Here is a 20,658-nt window from a genome sequence, read left to right as displayed (position 1 = left end):
TCAGCAATCCTCAATAATCAGGTATACCGCTTTAACCGGGCCATGAACCCCAACGACTTTAATAAGCTCAATATCCGCCGTTGAACTAGGGCCGCTAATGATGTTTATGCAGGACGGCATACGTTCACCGGACTGTGCTTTCTGATGCAATTTTTCTGCAAGTTGCGCCACACGTGGCAGGATGGTGCTTTTGCGCAGGATAAAAATTGAGGACTCAGGGAGCAGACTCAACGAGCGCCCACGCTCAGTGGCGGAAAAAAGCACCACGCCTCCCGACTCTGTTAAGCCATATTCAGCATACACAACGCCAACTTTAGCCTGCTCTGCCTGCGAGATATTCTCGGCACCTTTCAGCGGATCCCACACGGCGGCATTGCATTCCTGTTGTAAACGTTCACTGATCCCCAGTTCTTCCAGTCGCGAGTCACCGCTAATCACAACCGACTGATCTCCCAGCTCTTTACACAGGCGTAATGCAGCTTCTGCGGCCTGCGCCTCGCTGGTCAGTTCACAACGCGTCAACATGACATCACTGGCAAACTGGATAAACGCGTCACAGCGCTGTTGCTGATTAAGTTCAGTAAGACGCTCGTTAGCATAGTTGTTAAGCGGCACATCTTCCGTTTGCGGTTCGAGTCGCAGCGGACGCCCCAGTGCCTGAGCAACGTTTTGCAAGAATTCTCTTCGATTATCCATTCTTTTTCTCCTGCGCCTGATGTTTCTTAAACCAACTACGGAAACTCTCGCCGTCAGCTTCGGGAAGATCGCGTGCTTCCATCCAGTCGCTAATCGCGCCAAACTTGAGTGGTGTTTTGCCGCCATTGATAAACCAGCTTGCCGCATGGGCGCCAGCCATCATTCCGACTTTCCACAATCCCGGATGGCTATTGGCATAAGCGAACATTTTGATCGCCCGTTGCTCTGCTTTTGCGGTGATCCCTTTTTCAGCCATCACCCGACGGTGACGCAAAATCAGTTTGGACAGAGGAATACGCACTGGGCAAACGCTGTCACAGGCCGTGCATAAAGAGCAGGCGTAGGGCAGATCTTTAAAATCTTTATAGCCGCCAAGCAGTGGAGAAATCACCGCGCCGATTGCTCCTGGGTAAATAGAGCCGTATCCGTGACCGCCAATGTGGCGATATGCCGGACAAGTATTCATGCAGGCCCCGCAGCGAATACAGCGCAGCACATCCCGAAATTCAGAGGCCAGCACCTCAGAACGCCCGTTATCAACAATAACCAGATGAAACTCTTCAGGCCCGTCCACATGCCCCGCTTCGCGCGGCCCTGTCAGCCAGGTGTTGTATCCCGTCAAACGTGCGCCAACGGCACTGCGCGCCAGCATGGTGATCAATACATCAACCTCGGCAAACGTGGGGGCGATACGCTCCATCCCCATCACCGCAATGTGTGTTTTAGGTAGCGTGGTACACATTCGCGCATTACCTTCATTGGTCACCAGGCACACCGAACCGGTTTCTGCCACCGCGAAATTACAACCGGTTATACCGATTTCGGCACTGAGGAAATCTTCACGGATCTTTTGACGGATGAATAAGGTCATCGCTTCCGGCGTTTCCGGGCCATCATAGCCCAGACGTTCGTGTAGCACCCGGCGGATCTGGTGGCGATCTTTATGGATAGCCGGGACCACAACATGAGATGGCGGATCTTGATCCAACTGAAGAATGTATTCCCCCAGATCGGTTTCAATCACCTGAATGCCAGCATCCTGCAACACATGATTGACGCCAATCTCTTCGGTCACCATCGATTTAGATTTCACCACCTTCCGGGCATTTTTGCGTTGGGCGACCTGTAAAATGTAGCGGGTAGCGTCTTCTTTGGTTTTTGCAAAATAGACGTGACCGCCGTTTTGCGTTACTTTTTCGGAGAGCTGATACAGATAAGCATCAAGATTACTCAGAACATGATCACGTATCTGGCTGGCACGATCGCGCCACTCCTCCCAGTGACCTAATTCATCCACCATTTTTTGCCGATTTGCCCCAATACGCTGCTGCGCGTTTGCCACGGCTTTGCGCATGATCGGATCTTCAATTTGCTGACGGATGCGTGTCTTGAATTCTGTATTACTGGTTTTGATCGACATCTTTATCCCCTCAGCGGCTCATCAGCACTTCAGCAATATGCATCACTTTGACTTTCTGCCCTTCCCGTTGTAATCGCCCACTGATGTTCAGCAAGCAACTAATGTCGGCACCAATTAAATACTCAGGACGGACCTCCATCAGGTGTGAAACCTTTTCTTTCACCATCTCGCCGGATATTTCGGCCATTTTGACCGAGAACGTACCGCCAAACCCGCAGCAAGTATCCTGTTCGGCAAAGGGCAACAGCTCCAGTCCGCGTACATTTTTCAGCAGGGTAAGTGGTTCATCCTTCACACCCAGCTTACGAGCCAGACTACAGGATGGATGATATACCGCCCTCCCTTGCAAGCTGGCGCCTACATCGACCACCCCTAATGTATTAACAATAAAAGAAGTGAGATCCTGCATACGCGCAGCGACCTTTTCTGCACGTAATGCCCATTCTGGTTCGTCAGCCAGATATATTGGGTAACTTTTGACGGCGTAAGTGCAGGAACCGGCGGGAGAAATAATGGGATCGTCGTTATCTTCAAGTGCAGCGATCAGATTTTTCATCCCTGGGATCGCTTCTTTGATATAACCACTATTGATCGCAGGCTGACCGCAGCATCCCTGTTTCTCAGGAAAATTTACGCGACAACCGAGTTTTTCCAGTAGCAGCACGGAGTCTCGTGCCATCCTTGATTTCAGTGCATCACCGATACAGGTAACAAAGAAATTGACATTCACAACCAATACTCCATTGCTTCATTTCTATTTATGCCTGAATGCCCCCCTTCCGGGGTATCAGACATCAATAAAAATGGAGGCTTTTTTATTGGGTAGCAGAATACAAATTCAAATTGATTTGTATGACAAATCAATAATCCATCATTGGATACCTGGATGCAATAGCTAATTTTATTTCTTTCGGCATCGCTCACATTTTTATTATGATCGCCACTAACAAAACGGAATCATGCATTCGATATAATAACGCCATGAATCTCATGGAACTTATCTTAAATACCCATTTAGAGATACTCATTTGGCATCTATTAAAATAGACCCCAAATGAGTATAAATAAAATTATTAACAATAATCACACAACCATTAATAACTGTAATTTTATCTTACTGAAGCGATTCAGTGTGTGCTTTTTATTTTCATAATGAGATCCGGAATTCAGAAAAACATATAAAAATACCTGCTATAAGTCATATTTTCAGAGTACGGTTCAGGTACTCTAATTAGTTATGTAATTTTACGCCAAGACAGCCACGAACAAACTCAGGATTAAAATGTTTTACGGATTCGCCAACATACCCCAGATCAAGTGAGCTTATTTGCTCCATCTCTTTCTCTGTCAGTGAAAAATCCCAGACTGCAAAGTTCTCTTCAATACGATGCTGATGGGTCGATTTTGGAATAACAACCACTCCCCGTTGAATATTCCAGCGTAGAATTACCTGAGAAATCGATTTTTGGTGGGCATTTGCAATAGCCTGAAGCAGGCTGTTTTCAAATGGCTTATGTCTTCCACCGCCTAATGGTGCCCATGCTTCAGGCTGCACGTTGTAGTACTTCATGGTTGCCAGCGCTTCTGGTTGGGCAAAATAGGGATGCAACTCAACCTGGTTGACCATTGGCTTAATTCTGACCGTTTCACAAAAGTTTGCCAGAACATGAGGATAGAAATTGGAAACCCCAATCGCTTTCAGTTTGCCCTCTTCATAGGCCTCTTCCAGTGCACGCCATGCACTGAAATAATCGCGCATTGCCTGGTGCAATAAATAGAGATCAAAGTATTCAAGTCCCGATTTTTTTAATGACGCTTCAATACCTGCTTTTGCCGTATCCTGATCAACCATGTCCTGCACCCACAATTTAGAAGTAATAAATAACTCCTCGCGGGTACACAAACCTTCCGAAATGGCTTCACGAATAGCGTCGCCGACGGCGTCTTCATTACCATATACCGCTGCAGTGTCGATGAGTCGATAACCGGTTCGGATAGCATTCAACACTGATTGTTTACACACTTCTTTATCGGTAACCTGAAAAACACCAAATCCCATCATCGGCATTTTCATATTGTTGCTTAATACGGAAAATTCCACTAGCAGTCCCTCCATCACGTATGAATCATTAGTCTACGTTAAAACATGGCCACAGATTAGTATGTGGATTTTGATATCACTTATGTAAAAATTTCATTAATAATAGGGGACTGTAATTTTTCTATTATGGGAAAAATGAAGCAGACACGATGAGATTGATAACAAGCACAACATTGCCTGATGCGCTATGATTATCATACCAACCAGAGAATCGTAATATATTGAATTTGCGCTATTTTGTAGGCCAACCAGGTTCCGGCATGCACAACAGACATTGGCCAACAATTTGAGATACTGCCAGTCGCCTGGCCTCGGCCCCTTCTATTTTTGATACACTTATAGCCTTTGTCATACGAAAAATGTGCGAAATGGCGAAGGATAAATGGAGAATGTTATGATCAGGCAGAAGATTTTGCAGCAGCTCCTGGAGTGGATTGAGTGCAATCTCGGTAACCCTATCTCAATCGAAGATATCGCACAGAAATCTGGCTACAGTAGACGCAATATCCAGCTCCTGTTCAGAAACTTCATGCATGTGCCACTGGGAGAATACATTCGCAAACGAAGACTTTGCCGGGCGGCCATTCTTGTCCGACTCACAGCGAAATCTATGCTTGATATTGCACTATCTTTGCATTTTGATTCACAGCAGTCATTCAGTCGCGAATTCAAAAAATTATTCGGATGCTCTCCCCGAGAATACCGGCTCCGTGATTATTGGGATCTGGAAAATATCTTTCCTCCATTTTTAACACGTCAGTATCCAAAAACTGATTGCACATTAATCCATTTCCCAGAAACACGTATTTTTGGCAATGCATTTAAATATGATATTGAAGTATCGAATAAATCACCAGATGAAGAAGTTAAACTGCGACGTCATTATTTAGCCAGATATATGAGGAATTTTAAGACGGATATCTATTTCGTCTCAACGTTTAAACCATCAACAAAGTCGGTCGATTTACTCACAGTTGAAACCTTTGTCGGTACGGTATGTGAACATGCTGATACAGACATGCCGAAAGAGTGGTCAACGACCCAGGGACTTTATGCCTCTTTCCGCTATGAAGGAGACTGGGAATATTACCCTGACTGGGTACGGAACGTCTATCTGATAGAGTTACCTGCAAGGGGGTTAGCCAGAGTGAACGGCAGCGATATTGAGCGATTTTATTACAATGATAATTTCGTAGAACAAGATAGCAATGATGTTGTTTGCGAAATTTTCATCCCCGTTCGTCCGGTTTAGTTTGTAACTCCATCACATGAGATTTACCTACCCTGCCACCGTCTAATCGGTACCAGGGTAGGTATTCAGTAAATAATGGCGCTGCGCATGTCAACGCCATTATTATTTATTACATCGTCGCTTTTATTTCTCCTCAGCGTCTTCAGTCTCTGCAGCAACGGCGTTAATTGTCACCTTCACAGGCTTCATTTCGTACCCGCCATACGTCAGTGCGTTGTATGTAAACGTATAGACACCTGGCTTGCTGGTACTAAATGTACGCGTGATTTTCCCGCTCGAGAAATGGTCAGCCTTCGACGGCAGGAATTTATAATCCTTCTCCGTCACCCCTTCCGGAGCCTCAATGTCGACCCACACATTCCCCCCAACAGGGTTATTTGCCGAGAACAGGGTAACCGTCATTGTTGCGGTCTGTACCCCATCCGCCACCAGAGAAGGTGTATCAGTTGAGGCCTTGAGTTCCGCATTTTTATCATCCGCGACGAATTTAGATTCGGCAGTTTTCGTCGATTCCTGACCGTCGGCCTGACTCACTTTCGCCGTGAGTGTATATTTCGCTGCGACAGTGGTCGTGGCGGTGAAAATAGCCTGCCCTTGCTCATTAGTTTTCGCCGTCCCATCGGGATCCAGAACTAAATTTGCCGGGCTGGCAGTCAGCGTCACGTCGCTATCTTTCAACAGGTTGTTATTGGCATCAGTCACCGTAACTTTATACGTCTGTTTGGCTTTGCCATCCGCCAGTGCGTAGTTGCCAATCACCTCAATACCGGAGACGGTTGCGGTCGCCTTATCGGCCACAAACGTTATAGTCTGCGCAGTCGAAGGCTGGTCATTTCCTGCTGACGCCGTGATCTCATACGTTCCGGCAGTCACGGAAACCACTTTCAGTACCGCTTTACCCTCCTCGTTGGCGTTCACCATGATATTACCGTCTGCAAGCGGTTTGACGCCCCGAGGCAGATTAAAGACGACCACAGCGCCAGGAAGAAGGTTGCCGTATTGATCCTTAACCGTTGCCGTCAGCGTAAAGGCATCTTTGTCGTTTGCCACTTTTGGCGATACGTCATCAACCTCCAGGCTCGCCTGACCGGTACTGAAATCCGCCTTGAATTTCACCGTAACCGTCTTCTGAACACCATTCACAGAGGCCGTGATGCTGTGTTCCCCGGCAACCGTTGACATCAGCTCAATGTCAGCTTTACCTGCCGTATTGGTTGTTACCGTATTCCCCGTCTTGCTGGTCACACCCGTCGGTAAATTCAGCGTAACTTCTTGCCCCTGCAACGGGTTACCATAGGTGTCCACAACGGTCAGGGTTACCTGGTTAGTCGACTGTCCATTAGCCAGCTGGTTATCAACCTTCACCGTCATATCACGTATCTCAGCCTTAGATGCGTCACCTGCAACGTTCAGCACCAGCGGTTTTGCTGCGGCATTTATGCCGTTCACTCGCGGCATCACAGACAACTGGCCCGCGGCAGATCCCAGAGTTAAGGTCGCCACATAGACCCCATTACCGTTCTCTGTCCAGTTTCCTGCTGAAGGACGCTCTGACCCCGTGCTGGCGGCACCACTAAACTGCGGTGCATCTGGCTTCAGCCCGGTGACAGGGTTCCCGAACGCATCCTTCGCGGTGAAGGTGAGTTCCGTTGTCGTTTTAACAGTCGGAGCCTCATTGCCAGCAACAAGCGTAGAGTTCGCTGATGACATATCCCCCGCAACGACAGTCAACTGCGCAGCATCGGTGACTGCTGGCTGGCCGTTGAAGAGCGGCATGACGAGAAGCTCACCAGTCTTTCCGCCTGTGGTCAGCGTAGCGACATAGGAACCATCGCCTTGCTCGGTCCAGTTGGATACCGTCGCCCCTTCAGACGCAGCACCCGTCAGGCTTGCCGACAGGGAAAGGCCACTGATAGCGTTGCCATGCGCATCTTTTGCAATAAGCGTCACGGTTGTGCTTTCACCAGCTTTTACGTGATCTTTTGCTACAGAGACTTTCGACTGGTTCGAAGATAACGCATCAGCCACCACGGTTACTTTCGCCGCCTTTGCTGCCGCGTCCTGCCCATTGAGCTTCGGCATAACCTCTAATTCCCCCGCCGTAGTGCCGAGAGTAATCTGCGCAGTCCAGGTCCCGTCGCCATTATCCGTCCAGCCTGATGCCGTAGCCCCCGCAGCGGCTGCGCCCGATAATGACGGTGCATCCGGATTGAGGCCAGTTACAGGGTTGCCATTGGCATCTTTTGCCGTCCAGATTGCCGTAAGCGTACCGCCAACCACCGGTTTATCCGGATTCAGGGCGATGGTCGAATGTGCTGCATCAAGCGGCCCGGCGACAAACTTCAGCGTTTGTTGTAATGAGCCCAACTGATACTGCTCGCTAAAGGCACGCACAACAACGTTTCCGGCACGGGTCGAAGAAACCGTAGCGCTGTAAACGCCTGGTTTTATCTCCGAAATGGCACCAATGGTGACACCATTGCTATCCTGCGGAACAAATCGCAAGCGGCTGGCCTCTCCCGTCACCGGGTTACCATCAGTATCCACCGCAGTAAGCGTCAGCGTGTGGGATTGCTGACCATCGGCAACCACGTCTCCTGAAAGTTCATTCACGCTCAGAGTAGACTTTGACACATCCATCATCGTGGCACGCAATTCTGCAGTGACGGTTTTGCTCATGCCATCAACGCTAACAGTAATCGTTGCCTCACCTGATTGCGTTCCGGTAGTAAAGACCGACTGGTACACCCCAGCTTCAGTTTCCGTGAACTCACTCAGCGTTGGCTGTGCCTGTGATTTAGTGGCCTTCAGGGTACGTGTCACAATATTTCCAGCCGGCTTGAACGTCAGCTTACTCTTGATCTGATCTTTCATGCCCGTGACTGGCTGCCCCTCGGCGTCGCGCAGAGAAAGCACCAGTGGCTTTTGCTCACTACCGTTAGCAAGCATTTGGATACGGCTCTGACCGTCAAGCGTTAACGCCGTACGATCGGCACTCATACCAGCTCCGGTAATGACCACCTCTGTCTGCACGCGTTTTGAGGCATTGCCTTTGTTATCGTAGGCAACCGCAGAAATCGCGTAATAATTGTCTTTGCCTGCCTGATAAGCCGGCAGCGTCACTTGCCACTGATTACCCTGCCCCGTAATTTTTCCGCCTGCGGCCAGCAAAGACGGTGCATCCCATTGTACATTTTTCAGACCGTGAGTTGCTTTGCTCACCACAAGGCCCAGGGAAACCGTCTGCCCGCCCTTACCTTCAATACGGTCAGGCAGAGCAATACGGATCACTTCAGATTTACGATACTCAAGAACGATATTGTTATTACGCTCAACCAGATCATAGCGGCTGCCTGCCAGTACCCGACGCTCGCGAATGCTATCCGTATCGAGTTGTTTCTCCAAAGGTTCGCCAATTCGGTAGTTAACTTCCAGGCCAAAGCGAGTGTCATTCTCACCGCTCTTGCCCTGCTTATGCCCGGCACTCAGTGTCAGCAGAGGCACTGGCGTATAGGTCACCTCGGCAGAAATAGCATGCGGGTCTTTCTGGCGCTTATCTTTACCAAACAGCCCGACTTCATCACCATAATACTGTTCATACATCAGGCTTGCGCCAAGCTGCGGCCAGGCAGGTAAATAGCCCTCTGCGCGGATATCCCAGCCATTCGCCGGGCGTTCCTGATAATCCTCAACATCCGGCGATTTTTTCCAGCCAGAAGCCCGAATATACCCATTGGCGCTCAGTTTCAGATAATCGCGCCAGTATTCCGCACCAACACCAATGCGGGTATGACTACGGGATAAATCATGGTCGATAAAGGTGTTCACCCCCGCCATCCAGTCATTTCCTGAAAAATGACGCCAGCCGAAACCAATATTTGACTGGGTACGATCGTCGGTACGATGTATTGCCCCCTGAGTGAACAACATATTTGTCGGCGTATCATAAATCGGATAAAGCATTTCAAGCGAAGAATCCTTCAGCGAGAAATCTTTATCGACATTCAGTTTGACGCGCGCAGTACCATATTTCCCGAGCCACTCCTGTATTTCCTGGTTAGCTTTCGCTGTGGCCATTCCGGTAATAAAGTTACGTGTTGCATCGCTATCTGGCTGACTGCTTAAAAATGTCCCGGCATTTGCGGCAAACGACGCGACATTTTTCTCCACATTATCATCAGCAGTCACCGTGGTATTTTCCATGCTCAACCGTGGCTGAACCGCATTCTGCGCACGTGCCGCCATTACTGGCGTAAAGGTGACAGCGAGTGGAAAAAGGACCTGAACAGAGATATTTGCCCACGCCACGCAGCGGGCCAGAAATGAATAACGAAATCGTGGTTGTTTATGACCTGTTTTATAACGTGACATTGAGATAATTTCCTGATGAACGAATTAACGAACATAGGCAGACGCAAATAATAGCGTCTGCCTGTCAGAAAAACCGGTAATTTCCCGGTTTCCTTTTCCGCAGAAAAGGAAATACCTTTATGTAAGAAAGTGCACCGCCACCTAATATATCCAGCGCCTGTAGCCACTCATCAGGTGGTTTGGCGCGGGATTATATTTTTATTTACAGGGGAGAATTTAGCTTTTTGTGCAAGTCATAAAATAGATATCTACGTTCTATTTCTTACTCTGCGGACAGTGAATAATTCATTATTCAGAGTGCATAATAATGACCTGTTTTTAAATTATTACGATTGGAATTACGTCGAAGTAGGTATATACACAGGAATAAACCAATATATTTTTTATGGGTATTCATTTTCCTTCATCGGGCTGTAAATTCCGGGGGATGTCGAGCTTGCACTGCTCATCTAAACACACAGACAGATTTATGAATTTTGTTCATAACCCCTGACAAATCCTGCCGTCTAATCGCGTGACTGCCTTTACGTTATGCTTCTTATGAACGATAACGGAAGGATAACACCATGCAAAAAGTAAAACTGAATAACGGTATTGAAATGCCCTTACTGGGATTTGGTGTATTTCAGATGACCGATGCCGCGGAATGCGAAAGAGCGGTCATTGATGCGATTAACACCGGTTATCGACTGATTGACACCGCCGCCTCCTATCAAAATGAAACCCAGGTCGGGAATGCGCTGAAACAAAGCGGCATTGCGCGTAACGAACTCTTTGTCACCACTAAACTCTGGTTGCAGGATACCAGTTATGAAGGGGCCAAAGCCCAGTTCGAACGCTCTTTGAATCGACTGCAACTTGACTACGTTGATCTGTATTTGATTCACCAGCCTTACGGTGATGTCCACGGCGCCTGGCGTGCCATGGAAGAGCTGCAACAGGCAGGTAAAATTCGCGCTATTGGTGTCAGCAATTTCCATCCTGATCGACTGGCTGACCTTATCGCCTTTAATAAAGTGGTTCCTGCGGTAAACCAGATTGAAGTTAACCCCTTCAACCAGCAGCTACAGGCCGTTCCGTGGATGCAAAGCCGTGGCATTCAGCCAGAAGCCTGGGCACCGTTTGCGGAAGGTAAAAATGGTCTGTTCCAGCATCCTGTTCTCACGGCAATTGGTGAGAAGTATGGCAAAAGCGTGGGCCAGGTTGTTCTGCGCTGGATCTACCAACGAGGCATTGTTTCGCTGGCAAAATCAGTACGCAAAGAACGCATGGAAGAGAACATCAACATTCTCGATTTTGAACTCGCTCCTGAAGATATGCTGCAAATTACCGCCCTTGATACCGCAACCAGCGCCTTCTTCTCCCACCGCGATCCCGCCATGGTGGAATGGCTGACTGGCCGCAAACTTGCTGTTTAAGCCGCGCTAAAAGAGGTATTCAATCAATGCAAAAACGTTATCTGGGTAAATCCGGACTCGAAGTTTCCGCTCTTGGGCTCGGTTGCATGGGCTTAAGCCACGGCTACGGCCCGGCGACAGATACCCGTCAGGCTATCGAACTTATTCGTGCTGCGGTTGAACGTGGCGTCACCTTCTTCGATACCGCCGAAGTGTATGGTCCGTATCTGAATGAAGAAGTGGTCGGTGAAGCCTTAAAACCGTTTCGTGACCGAGTGGTGATTGCCACTAAATTTGGTTTTACCTTCGGTGATGATAATAAGCAGCAGATTTTAAACAGCCGCCCGGAACATATCCGTGAAGCCGTTGAAGGATCATTGCGCCGCCTTAAGACAGATGTTATTGACCTGCTGTATCAACACCGTGTCGATCCCGATGTCCCGATTGAAGATGTTGCAGGAACGGTGAAAGACCTTATCGCAGAAGGTAAAGTCCAACATTTCGGGCTGTCCGAAGCGGGTGCGCAAACCATTCGCCGTGCGCACGCTGTACAACCTGTCACCGCCCTGCAAAGCGAATATTCCATGTGGTGGCGTGAACCTGAACAGGAAATTCTGCCGTTGCTGGAGGAGCTGGGTATTGGTTTTGTACCCTTCAGCCCATTAGGCAAAGGTTTCCTGACGGGGTCGATTAAACCAGGAACGACGTTTGGCAAGGATGATTACCGCAGTACCGTGCCACGTTTCACCGAACAGGCGATTGAAGCCAATGAAAAACTGGTCACCTTGTTGGGTGAGCTGGCTGCAGAGAAAGGCGTAACCTCTGCACAAATCGCTCTGGCATGGCTGTTAGCACAAAAGCCATGGATTGTTCCCATCCCTGGCACCACTAAACTGCACCGACTGGAAGAAAACCTGGCCGCTGCCAACATCATTCTTTCGCAGAAAGATACGCAGCAAATAACCCAGGCGCTGGAAACGATTAAAATCGTCGGTGAACGTTACTCGCCTGAGCACCAGGCTCGCGTAGGCCGCTGATGTCCAAACGGGTCCACAGCGAAATGTGGCCCCGTTACTCTGAATAGCGAAGTGCATCGATTAACAGCGCAAAAGCTGGCGGATGCTGCCTGCGGCTAGGGTAGTAAAGATAGTATCCGGGAAAAGTTGGACACCACTCCTGCAACACCTGAATAAGTTTGCCTGACTTTACATACTCCTGAACCATGTCTTCAGGGACACAAGCGATCCCAAACCCTGATAACGCGGCATCAATTCTTACTGGCAATGGGCTACACGTCAGTTGCCCCTCAACCTTGACGCGAAGTGGTTTCCCTTCTCGCTCGAACTCCCAGTGGTAAAGCCCGCCGGCGGTTGGCAAACGCATATTGATGCAGCAATGATTTTGTAGCTCGTGAGGTGTTTCAGGTAAGGAGTTAGCGGCAAAATACTCCGGCGCCCCCACCACGGCCATCCGCATATCTGGTCCAATCCGCACTGCAATCATATCCTTATCCACACTTTCACCCAGACGGATCCCTGCATCAAAACGGCCTTCAACAATATCGACAAAACCGTTATCCACCACCAGTTCAACATTGATTTCGGGATACTCCCTGAGGAACGGTTTTAGCTTTGGCCAGACCAGACTTTGTGCGGCATGTTCCCCGGCGGATAAACGAATATTACCGGAGGGCGTGCCGTTCAGTTGCACAAGCGATTCCAGCTCCTGCTCAAGCTCGTCTATACGCGGCTCAAGACAGGCAATGATTCTCTCCCCCGCTTCTGTGGGAGCTACACTGCGGGTAGTCCGTGTCAGAAGGCGGATATTTAACCTTTCCTCCAGTGCCTTCATTGCATGACTGAGAGCAGACTGAGAAACACCGAGTTTGCCCCTGCTTTGGTAAAACTTCGCTCCCTTGCCACCACAAGAAAAATTTGCAGTTCGTTGAAGTTTTCTTTGAGCATTGGCGATTTCCTTATGGAAGCATTCCCTTCAAAGCGCACTCATGAAGGGCGTTCATAGATACAATTATTTTAGCCACATTACTGACAATCATGATAATTGATAATCTGTATGTATCGAAAATAAAGATTAATTATCATGAGGTTTACCATGAAAATACTCGTTGCAGGCGCGACAGGAAGCATCGGTATTCATGTAGTAAATACCGCTATTGCAATGGGTCATCAGCCCGCGGCTCTGGTCAGTACCCTGAACAACGACGCCGCTAAAAATAAACCATTCGAACTGGTCGCAGAACGAGGAGAAGCGCAGCAGGATTTTCCCCCTCTGTTTGCAAACCTGCAGAGTGATAATCCTCAAAAAACGATGAGTTTTTCGATATAGACAATATGCCTCTGCGTGAAGAACCTGAATGTATTATTAACGACCTGAATCTGCACACCTGGGTTAACTAATTTTAAAATATGACAATTTTATCATATAGCGGTCAGTATTATGACAGCTTTAATCTGTACAATTATCAGGAAAGAGACGTTCTCTCCCATATTAATTCATTTTCAAACATATAACTTAGATTAGGTATTAGTTATGAAAACACGACTTGTTACTACATTAGTCATGGGCTTTATTTCGGTGAATGTTGCATTTGCAGCGCAAGAAATTAATCATACAGATGGCAAAGAAAAGATTGGTGTAGTCTCAGCCAGCAATGCCTTGACGCTTGATGAGTTATCGAATGCGCTTTCTCGTAAGGCTGATGAGCAAGGAGCAACGTCGTTCAAAATCCTGTCTACCACGGGGAATAACAAACTGCACGGAGTTGCTGAAATCTATAAGTAAATAGTAAATGATGTGCCATGGACTGTTTATCATGAGCATCGGTTCCATGGCTTGTCCTTACGGCGAAAATGCAGTCTCAGCAGATTGTAAACACGGTACATTTCTGAGTGTGAATAGCACAATTATGCGGGGATCATACAAGGAGAGCAGCTAATCCTCAGGGCCAATCTCAGGCGTAGACCAGGGATCACTTGTGTGCGATTAGTAATAATTGATGTAATACATCTTTCCAAATTTGTGATACAGTTTAAAAAATTGGTTGACCAAACTCGTTATCTATATAAGAGGCGCTTATGAGGTGCGCTCTTTTTTAAAGCGAGGAAATACCAATGAAAGAGAATAAGATACAAGAAATCAGTAATAAGCTGATTAATATTGTTGTTTTGGTTGCAGTTGTAGAATATGCTTATTTATTCCTCCATTACTATTAATTACATCTAAAAACAATTCCCTTAGGTGATATTTAAAATATGTATACTCCACCTACTTTGTAATAGTTATGCCAGTGGGGAAGGATATTCGTACGGTTTCGCAGGGAAGTTTAAAGAAACCGTATTTGTGCCGCACGAAAAGAGATTGCGCATTGAGTCAGCATTTTAGTTACCCAATGCGCATGTTGGTTCACCAAATTGTTACTTTGGCTGCGTGATAAATAATCAGCCGGTAAAGCAAGGTTCACCCACATTCTCAAATGCGTTAATACCGATCATCTGGTAGTGTAGTGGCACACTGAATTTGGCCACCTGAACAGAGGTGATATGCTCACCTCGCTCCTAATCACCTTACCGAACACGTACGGCAAATAGACTCGATCCTGAACCCATCGGTCCCAAATTTGTCCCAGTCAAAAAATAAGGAAGGTACTAATGATGTGTAACTTATTGATTTAAATGGTGCCGATAATAGGAGTCGAACCTACGACCTTCGCATTACGAATGCGCTGCTCTACCAACTGAGCTATATCGGCCCTGAAAAGGACATGTTCACGAACGTGAATCACGGTGGACAAGGTTAAAACTAACCGGGCGATGCGTCAATGGCCTTGTGAATCAAATGGCTACTTTTGCATCACCCGTTTTTATTTACGCACGTATGGTGTAATCACCAATGCCGATCCACTTGTAGGTGGTCAGCGCTTCCAGCCCCATTGGGCCGCGCGCGTGGAGTTTTTGTGTGCTTACCGCGACTTCCGCGCCAAGACCAAACTGACCACCGTCGGTAAAACGCGTAGAGGCGTTCACGTAAACAGCAGACGAATCCACTTCGTTGACAAAACGCTGGGCGTTTCGCATATCGCGGGTCAAGATCGCATCGGAGTGTTGCGTGCCATGCTCGCGAATATGGGCAATGGCGTCGTCCAGATCGCTGACGATTTTAACGTTCAAATCTAATGACAGAAATTCATCGTCATACTCTTCGGCTTTAACAGCAACCACCTTCGCGGGTCCTGCCTGCAACTGCGCCAGTGCGACAGCATCTGCGTGTAATGTCACGCCGCTTTCAGCCATTTGCTTGCTTAACGCGGGCAGGAAGCTATCAGCGATGTTTTTATTCACCAGCAACGTTTCTACCGTATTACACGTGCTCGGGCGCTGAGTTTTCGCGTTGACGATCACTTTCAGGGCTTCAGCGATCTCTGCACTTTCATCAACGTAAATATGGCAAACCCCAATACCGCCAGTGATCACCGGTATCGTCGACTGTTCGCGGCACAGCTTATGCAGACCAGCACCGCCGCGCGGGATTAGCATGTCGATGTATTTATCCATACGCAGCATTTCACTGACCAACGCGCGGTCAGGATTATCAATTGCCTGTACTGCACCTGCCGGTAAACCGCAGGATTTCAGGGCGTCCTGAATCACCGCCACCGTTGCAGCGTTAGTGCGACAGGTTTCTTTGCCGCCGCGCAGGATCACCGCATTACCCGTTTTCAGGCACAGTGAAGCAACATCGACCGTCACGTTCGGGCGCGCTTCATAAATTACGCCAATCACACCCAGCGGTACGCGACGACGCTCCAGACGTAAGCCACTGTCCAGCCCCCCGCCGTCAATCACCTGCCCCACCGGATCGGCGAGATTACACACCTGGCGCACATCATCGGCAATGCCTTTCAGCCGCGCGGGCGTCAACGCCAGACGATCAAGCATCGCTTCACTAAGACCATTGGCACGTGCGTCAGCAACATCCTGGGTATTAGCATTGAGGATGCTTTCGCTTTGTGCTTCCAGTTCATCGGCGATCTTTTCCAGCACGCGATTTTTTTCGCGGCTGGAGAGTTGCGCTAATTTATACGAGGCTTGCTTCGCGGCAATGCCCATTTGTTCCAGCATCGGCCTGCTCCTTAACGGGTAATCATGTCATCACGGTGAACGGCAACCGGGCCGTATTCATATCCCAGTATTGCATCAATTTCTTGCGAGTGATGTCCGGCAATACGGCGCAACGCATCGCTATTATAGCGACTGACGCCGTGGGCAATATCGCGACCTTCGAGGTTACAAATGCGGATCACTTCACCACGCGAGAAGTTGCCGGTTACGCTCTTAATGCCTTTCGGCAACAGAGAGCTGCCGCGTTCAAGAATGGCGGCAGTTGCCCCTTCATCAACGGTGATTTCACCGGCTGGCGGTGCACCAAAAATCCAGCGTTTTCGGTTTTCTAAAGGCGTTGCCTGAGCATGGAACAGTGTACCTACGGAAATACCTTCCACCACGTCGCCAATCACACCCGGCTTGCTGCCCGCGGCAATAATGGTGTCAATACCCGCGCGACAAGCTACGTCAGCGGCCTGCAATTTAGTCCCCATGCCACCGGTTCCCAGGCCTGAAACGCTGTCACCAGCAATCGCGCGCAGTGCGTCATCAATGCCGTAAACATCTTTAATCAGCTCTGCCTGTGGGTTGCTGCGTGGGTCAGCGGTATACAAGCCTTTTTGATCGGTCAGCAGCAGTAGCTTATCAGCACCAGCCAGAATCGCCGCCAGTGCCGAAAGGTTGTCGTTGTCACCAACTTTAATTTCAGCCGTAGCGACAGCATCGTTCTCATTAATTACCGGAACGATATTGTTATCGAGCAGCGCACGCAGCGTATCGCGGGCGTTCAGGAAACGTTCACGATCTTCCATATCGGCACGGGTCAGCAGCATCTGCCCGACATGAATGCCGTAAATTGAAAACAGCTGTTCCCACAGTTGAATCAGTCGACTCTGCCCTACCGCCGCCAGCAGTTGTTTTGAGGCGATAGTCGCTGGCAGTTCCGGGTAACCCAGGTGCTCACGCCCGGCAGCAATCGCGCCCGACGTCACAATTACAATCCGATGCCCGGCGGCATGCAACTGCGCGCACTGGCGAACAAGTTCAACGATATGGGCACGGTTCAGGCGGCGCGATCCGCCTGTTAGCACACTGGTGCCGAGTTTTACCACCAGCGTCTGGCTGTCACTCATGATTCTCTGCCATTCAATTTTAGGAAAAATGATATCAAACGAACGTTTTAGCAGGACTGTCGCCCGTTGCCAACCATCTGCGAGCAAAGCATAGCGTTTTGTTGCGCGGGATCAGCAAGCGTAGCGGCAGTTGTTTACGCTTTTATTACAGATTTAATAAATTAGCACATTTTAAGAATATTATTAAGCTGTAATATATCTTTAACAATCTCAGGTTAAAAACTTTCCTGTTTTCGACGGAACTCTTCCGAAGAATATTCGCGCGTTAATTAAAATCAGGAATGAAAATGAAAAAGAGCACTCTGGCATTAGTGGTGATGGGCATTGTGGCTCTGCATCCGTACAGGCCGCAGAAGTATATAACAAAGACGGTAATAAACTGGATGTTTATGGCAAAGTTAAAGCCATGCATTATATGAGTGATAATGACAGTAAAGATGGCGACCAGAGTTATATCCGCTTTGGTTTTAAAGGCGAAACACAAATTAACGATCAACTAACTGGTTACGGTCGTTGGGAAGCAGAGTTTGCTGGCAATAAAGCGGAGAGTGATACCGCACAGCAAAAAACACGTCTTGCTTTTGCCGGATTGAAATATAAGGATTTAGGATCTTTCGATTATGGTCGTAACCTGGGCGCGTTATATGACGTGGAAGCCTGGACCGATATGTTCCCGGAATTCGGTGGCGACTCCTCCGCGCAGACCGATAACTTTATGACCAAACGCGCCAGCGGTCTGGCGACGTATCGGAACACAGACTTTTTCGGCGTTATCGATGGTCTGAATTTAACCCTGCAATATCAAGGGAAAAACGAAAACCGTGATGTGAAAAAGCAGAATGGCGATGGCTTCGGCACCTCGTTAACCTATGACTTTGGCGGCAGCGATTTCGCTATCAGTGGTGCCTATACCAACTCTGATCGCACCAACGAGCAAAATCTGCAAAGCCGAGGCACGGGCAAGCGTGCAGAAGCGTGGGCTACAGGCCTGAAATACGATGCTAATAATATTTATCTGGCCACCTTCTATTCTGAAACACGCAAAATGACGCCAATATCTGGCGGCTTTGCCAATAAGACACAGAACGTTGAAGCGGTCGCTCAATACCAGTTTGATTTTGGTCTGCGTCCGTCGTTGGGTTATGTCTTATCGAAAGGGAAAGATATTGAAGGGATCGGTGATGAAGATCTGGTCAATTATATCGATGTCGGTGCTACTTATTATTTCAACAAAAATATGTCGGCGTTTGTCGATTATAAAATAAACCAACTGGATAGCGATAATAAGCTGAATATCAATAATGATGATATTGTCGCGGTTGGCATGACCTATCAGTTTTAATGAATATTGCCGGATGCGATGCATCCGGCACATTTCATTCACGCCGTTAACTTCACCGGCTCGTCACGAAAATCATCCGCCGGTTCCAGTTTCAGATTCAACGTCACCAACAGTTCACGCAGCTTCTCGTGAAACTCACGCAGGGTGTGTTCCAGTCGCTCAACCACTTCAGTGTCTTTTACCGGAACACTCTTCCAGTCGCCTGCTTTATCAAACAGACCAAACTGGTAACTGTAAGTAAAACGGGATTCCTGCGCTTCCAGTTCCATCCACCAGCCCCAAAACTCACGCACTTCCGGCGCGGGTTTCACGTTGACGCATACAGCCAGACAATCGAAAAAGAATCGATTATCTTCGCACTTACCTTCACGAATATACGGGCCTAGTGCGGTAAATTTTTTGATCAATCTGCTTTTCGGGTGTCCACTCGGTAACGTCATTGCGATCTCCTGTTGTGATGCAACTGTTTTACCAAATTGACAAAATTTAGCAAATTTTTAACACAACCGTTTTTCGATCCAGTTGGTAATTTCCTGAAGCGCCTTGTCAAAACTCCGATACACGGGGTTAAACGGAATCTCTAACAATTTACCATCAGCAGATGACGACGTGATTAAGCGTGAATCCTCTTCCGGGCTGAACGGATCGTTCTTCCAGTACCCTGATAACATTGGCGTTGGGCAACGACGTCCCAGCAATCCTTGCACTTTTAATGAGTAGCGATTCAGCTCAACACGCAACGCTTCATCAGAAGCATCATGCATTCCCAGTCGGCTCGCCAGAACGTCAAGATACATTTCCGGCACTTGTTGCTGGCACTTAAAATCACTCAGCAGGGTGTGAACCACCGGGCCAAGACAGGCCACCGCTTTCAAACGTGATGCCTCGAGATAAGCCAGGCGTACAGCAACGTTAGCACCGAAACGAAAACCAAAGGTGGCAACGCGAGTGTGATCTACCCATGGAACGTTGGGCAGTGCCTTTAAGACATGTTGGTGCAGCAGGCTGGAATCCTGGGTGAGTTTCCACTTCGAGGAAAAACCGACCGAGGGCATATCAATAGTCAGCATCGCAATACCACGGGGCGCAAAATAACGTTCATAAAGAGTGTAATAGTCCGTCTGCATCGCATCCAGGCCACCACACATTAATACGGTCGGGAACGGGCCATCACCTTGTGGCATATGCAAAAAGCCAGTGATGGGCGAGCCACCTGGTACGGTGAACTCCATCTGACGCATGGTACCCGGCAGACGTTGCGCCGCTTCTTCATAAGCTCGGTTTGCTAATGCCTGCGCTTGCTCTGCCAGGTCATCCCCTTTCAGATGGGGATAGGCAGCGATGTTATATAACGTGGCAGCATGTAGCCAGTAACGCCCGCTGACCTGCGGATCTTCTTGCGCACATGCTTTCTGTTGCCATTCCATCGCCTGAGTGGCCCATTCATAAATCCAGTTGCCGCCGCGGTAGCCAATTACCGTATCGTATAAATCATTATCGGTACGTTCGGCATCGCTCATCACAATACGCGCCTGGACATCGAGGATTTCACGCGGATCAACGCCGCGCCAGATCCACATCAGGCGGTTAATCATGCGATACCAGTGAGGAATAGTTTTGCCATCGAGGGCCGACTGCACAGGGGGTTGTGCGCCGTGATTAAAGCGGCGGACAAGCGTCGAGGTTTCAGGGTGTTTAAAGCGGGGTTTAAACAGGGTTTCACTCAGGTTAGCCTGTGTCATTGATGCAACCTCCAGGAATGCTTACTGGACGCTATTGTACCCTGCCTGAAGTTAAAAAGAACAACGCCTGGCATTGCCAGGCGT

The 20,658-nt window shown here is 48.5% G+C and carries 14 protein-coding genes, 1 tRNA gene and 4 pseudogenes; 8 read left to right on the top strand and 11 right to left on the bottom strand.

All coding sequences use genetic code 11. The annotated features are described in order from the left end of the window. The 4 genes from H9644_RS19085 to H9644_RS19070 form a co-directional block, all read right to left on the bottom strand. On the bottom strand, positions 1-696 hold the full coding sequence (locus tag H9644_RS19085) for a LutC/YkgG family protein (protein WP_105289521.1): 696 nt from the start codon (positions 694-696) through the stop codon (positions 1-3). Continuing rightward, positions 689-2,116 (bottom strand): LutB/LldF family L-lactate oxidation iron-sulfur protein, encoded by a 1,428-nt coding sequence (locus tag H9644_RS19080; RefSeq protein ID WP_191776031.1) that lies wholly within the window; start codon positions 2,114-2,116, stop codon positions 689-691. The genes H9644_RS19085 and H9644_RS19080 overlap by 8 nt, the downstream gene beginning before the upstream one ends. 10 nt (positions 2,117-2,126) lie before the next feature. Continuing rightward, positions 2,127-2,846: a (Fe-S)-binding protein gene (locus H9644_RS19075; protein ID WP_191776028.1), complete on the bottom strand. Its 720-nt coding sequence runs from the start codon at positions 2,844-2,846 to the stop codon at positions 2,127-2,129. Positions 2,847-3,347: 501 nt separating this feature from the next. Then, the gene (locus tag H9644_RS19070) at positions 3,348-4,217 is read right to left on the bottom strand and encodes an aldo/keto reductase (RefSeq protein WP_191776025.1); all 870 of its coding nucleotides are present in this window, start codon (positions 4,215-4,217) and stop codon (positions 3,348-3,350) included. Between the two features lie 394 nt (positions 4,218-4,611). Between H9644_RS19070 and H9644_RS19065 the strand changes: the two genes are divergently transcribed. Beyond that, complete coding sequence (locus tag H9644_RS19065) at positions 4,612-5,469, top strand: helix-turn-helix domain-containing protein (protein ID WP_064530493.1); 858 nt, start codon at positions 4,612-4,614, stop codon at positions 5,467-5,469. 123 nt (positions 5,470-5,592) lie between these two features. Here H9644_RS19065 and fdeC read toward each other — a convergent pair whose 3' ends face one another. Then, positions 5,593-9,840, bottom strand: a complete 4,248-nt coding sequence (gene fdeC, locus H9644_RS19060) for an inverse autotransporter adhesin FdeC (protein ID WP_191776022.1) — start codon at positions 9,838-9,840, stop codon at positions 5,593-5,595. A gap of 566 nt (positions 9,841-10,406) precedes the next feature. Between fdeC and H9644_RS19055 the strand changes: the two genes are divergently transcribed. Continuing rightward, positions 10,407-11,258: an aldo/keto reductase gene (locus H9644_RS19055; RefSeq protein ID WP_191776019.1), complete on the top strand. Its 852-nt coding sequence runs from the start codon at positions 10,407-10,409 to the stop codon at positions 11,256-11,258. A gap of 26 nt (positions 11,259-11,284) precedes the next feature. Continuing rightward, the gene (locus H9644_RS19050) at positions 11,285-12,274 is read left to right on the top strand and encodes an aldo/keto reductase (protein WP_191776016.1); all 990 of its coding nucleotides are present in this window, start codon (positions 11,285-11,287) and stop codon (positions 12,272-12,274) included. A 34-nt stretch (positions 12,275-12,308) separates the two neighbouring features. Here H9644_RS19050 and H9644_RS19045 read toward each other — a convergent pair. Beyond that, a pseudogene (locus H9644_RS19045) lies at positions 12,309-13,201 on the bottom strand (LysR family transcriptional regulator). 235 nt (positions 13,202-13,436) lie between these two features. Here H9644_RS19045 and H9644_RS22005 point away from each other — a divergent pair. The 4 genes and pseudogenes from H9644_RS22005 to H9644_RS19025 all read left to right on the top strand — a co-directional run. Then, positions 13,437-13,654 (top strand): annotated as a pseudogene (locus tag H9644_RS22005) (SDR family oxidoreductase); the annotation flags it as partial. A 133-nt stretch (positions 13,655-13,787) separates the two neighbouring features. Further along, the gene (locus H9644_RS19035) at positions 13,788-14,039 is read left to right on the top strand and encodes a YdgH/BhsA/McbA family protein (protein WP_191776013.1); all 252 of its coding nucleotides are present in this window, start codon (positions 13,788-13,790) and stop codon (positions 14,037-14,039) included. A gap of 329 nt (positions 14,040-14,368) precedes the next feature. Next, complete coding sequence (ykgR, locus tag H9644_RS19030) at positions 14,369-14,470, top strand: small membrane protein YkgR (protein WP_064530486.1); 102 nt, start codon at positions 14,369-14,371, stop codon at positions 14,468-14,470. Positions 14,471-14,796: 326 nt separating this feature from the next. After that, a pseudogene (locus H9644_RS19025) lies at positions 14,797-14,916 on the top strand (integrase); the annotation flags it as partial. 14 nt (positions 14,917-14,930) lie between these two features. Here the strand turns inward: H9644_RS19025 and H9644_RS19020 are convergent. The 3 genes from H9644_RS19020 to proB all read right to left on the bottom strand — a co-directional run bounded on the left by H9644_RS19020 (position 14,931) and on the right by proB (position 17,490). Beyond that, positions 14,931-15,006: transfer RNA gene (locus H9644_RS19020), tRNA-Thr, on the bottom strand. Between the two features lie 115 nt (positions 15,007-15,121). Beyond that, the gene (proA, locus tag H9644_RS19015) at positions 15,122-16,375 is read right to left on the bottom strand and encodes a glutamate-5-semialdehyde dehydrogenase (RefSeq protein WP_191776011.1); all 1,254 of its coding nucleotides are present in this window, start codon (positions 16,373-16,375) and stop codon (positions 15,122-15,124) included. 11 nt (positions 16,376-16,386) lie between these two features. Next, on the bottom strand, positions 16,387-17,490 hold the full coding sequence (gene proB / locus H9644_RS19010; RefSeq protein WP_064530485.1) for a glutamate 5-kinase: 1,104 nt from the start codon (positions 17,488-17,490) through the stop codon (positions 16,387-16,389). Positions 17,491-17,777: 287 nt separating this feature from the next. On the opposite strand from proB, the pseudogene phoE reads away from it, so the two are divergent. Then, positions 17,778-18,832 (top strand): annotated as a pseudogene (gene phoE, locus H9644_RS19005) (phosphoporin PhoE). Positions 18,833-18,870: 38 nt separating this feature from the next. Here phoE and crl read toward each other — a convergent pair. Together crl and frsA are read right to left on the bottom strand one after the other, a co-directional pair. After that, positions 18,871-19,272: a sigma factor-binding protein Crl gene (gene crl, locus H9644_RS19000; protein ID WP_064530483.1), complete on the bottom strand. Its 402-nt coding sequence runs from the start codon at positions 19,270-19,272 to the stop codon at positions 18,871-18,873. A 57-nt stretch (positions 19,273-19,329) separates the two neighbouring features. Next, on the bottom strand, positions 19,330-20,574 hold the full coding sequence (frsA, locus tag H9644_RS18995; protein WP_191776009.1) for an esterase FrsA: 1,245 nt from the start codon (positions 20,572-20,574) through the stop codon (positions 19,330-19,332). Positions 20,575-20,658: the final 84 nt, after the last annotated feature.

The organism is Escherichia whittamii, assembly GCF_014836715.1.
Lineage (GTDB): Bacteria > Pseudomonadota > Gammaproteobacteria > Enterobacterales > Enterobacteriaceae > Escherichia > Escherichia whittamii.
This window is presented reverse-complemented; position numbering and strand designations above follow the sequence as displayed.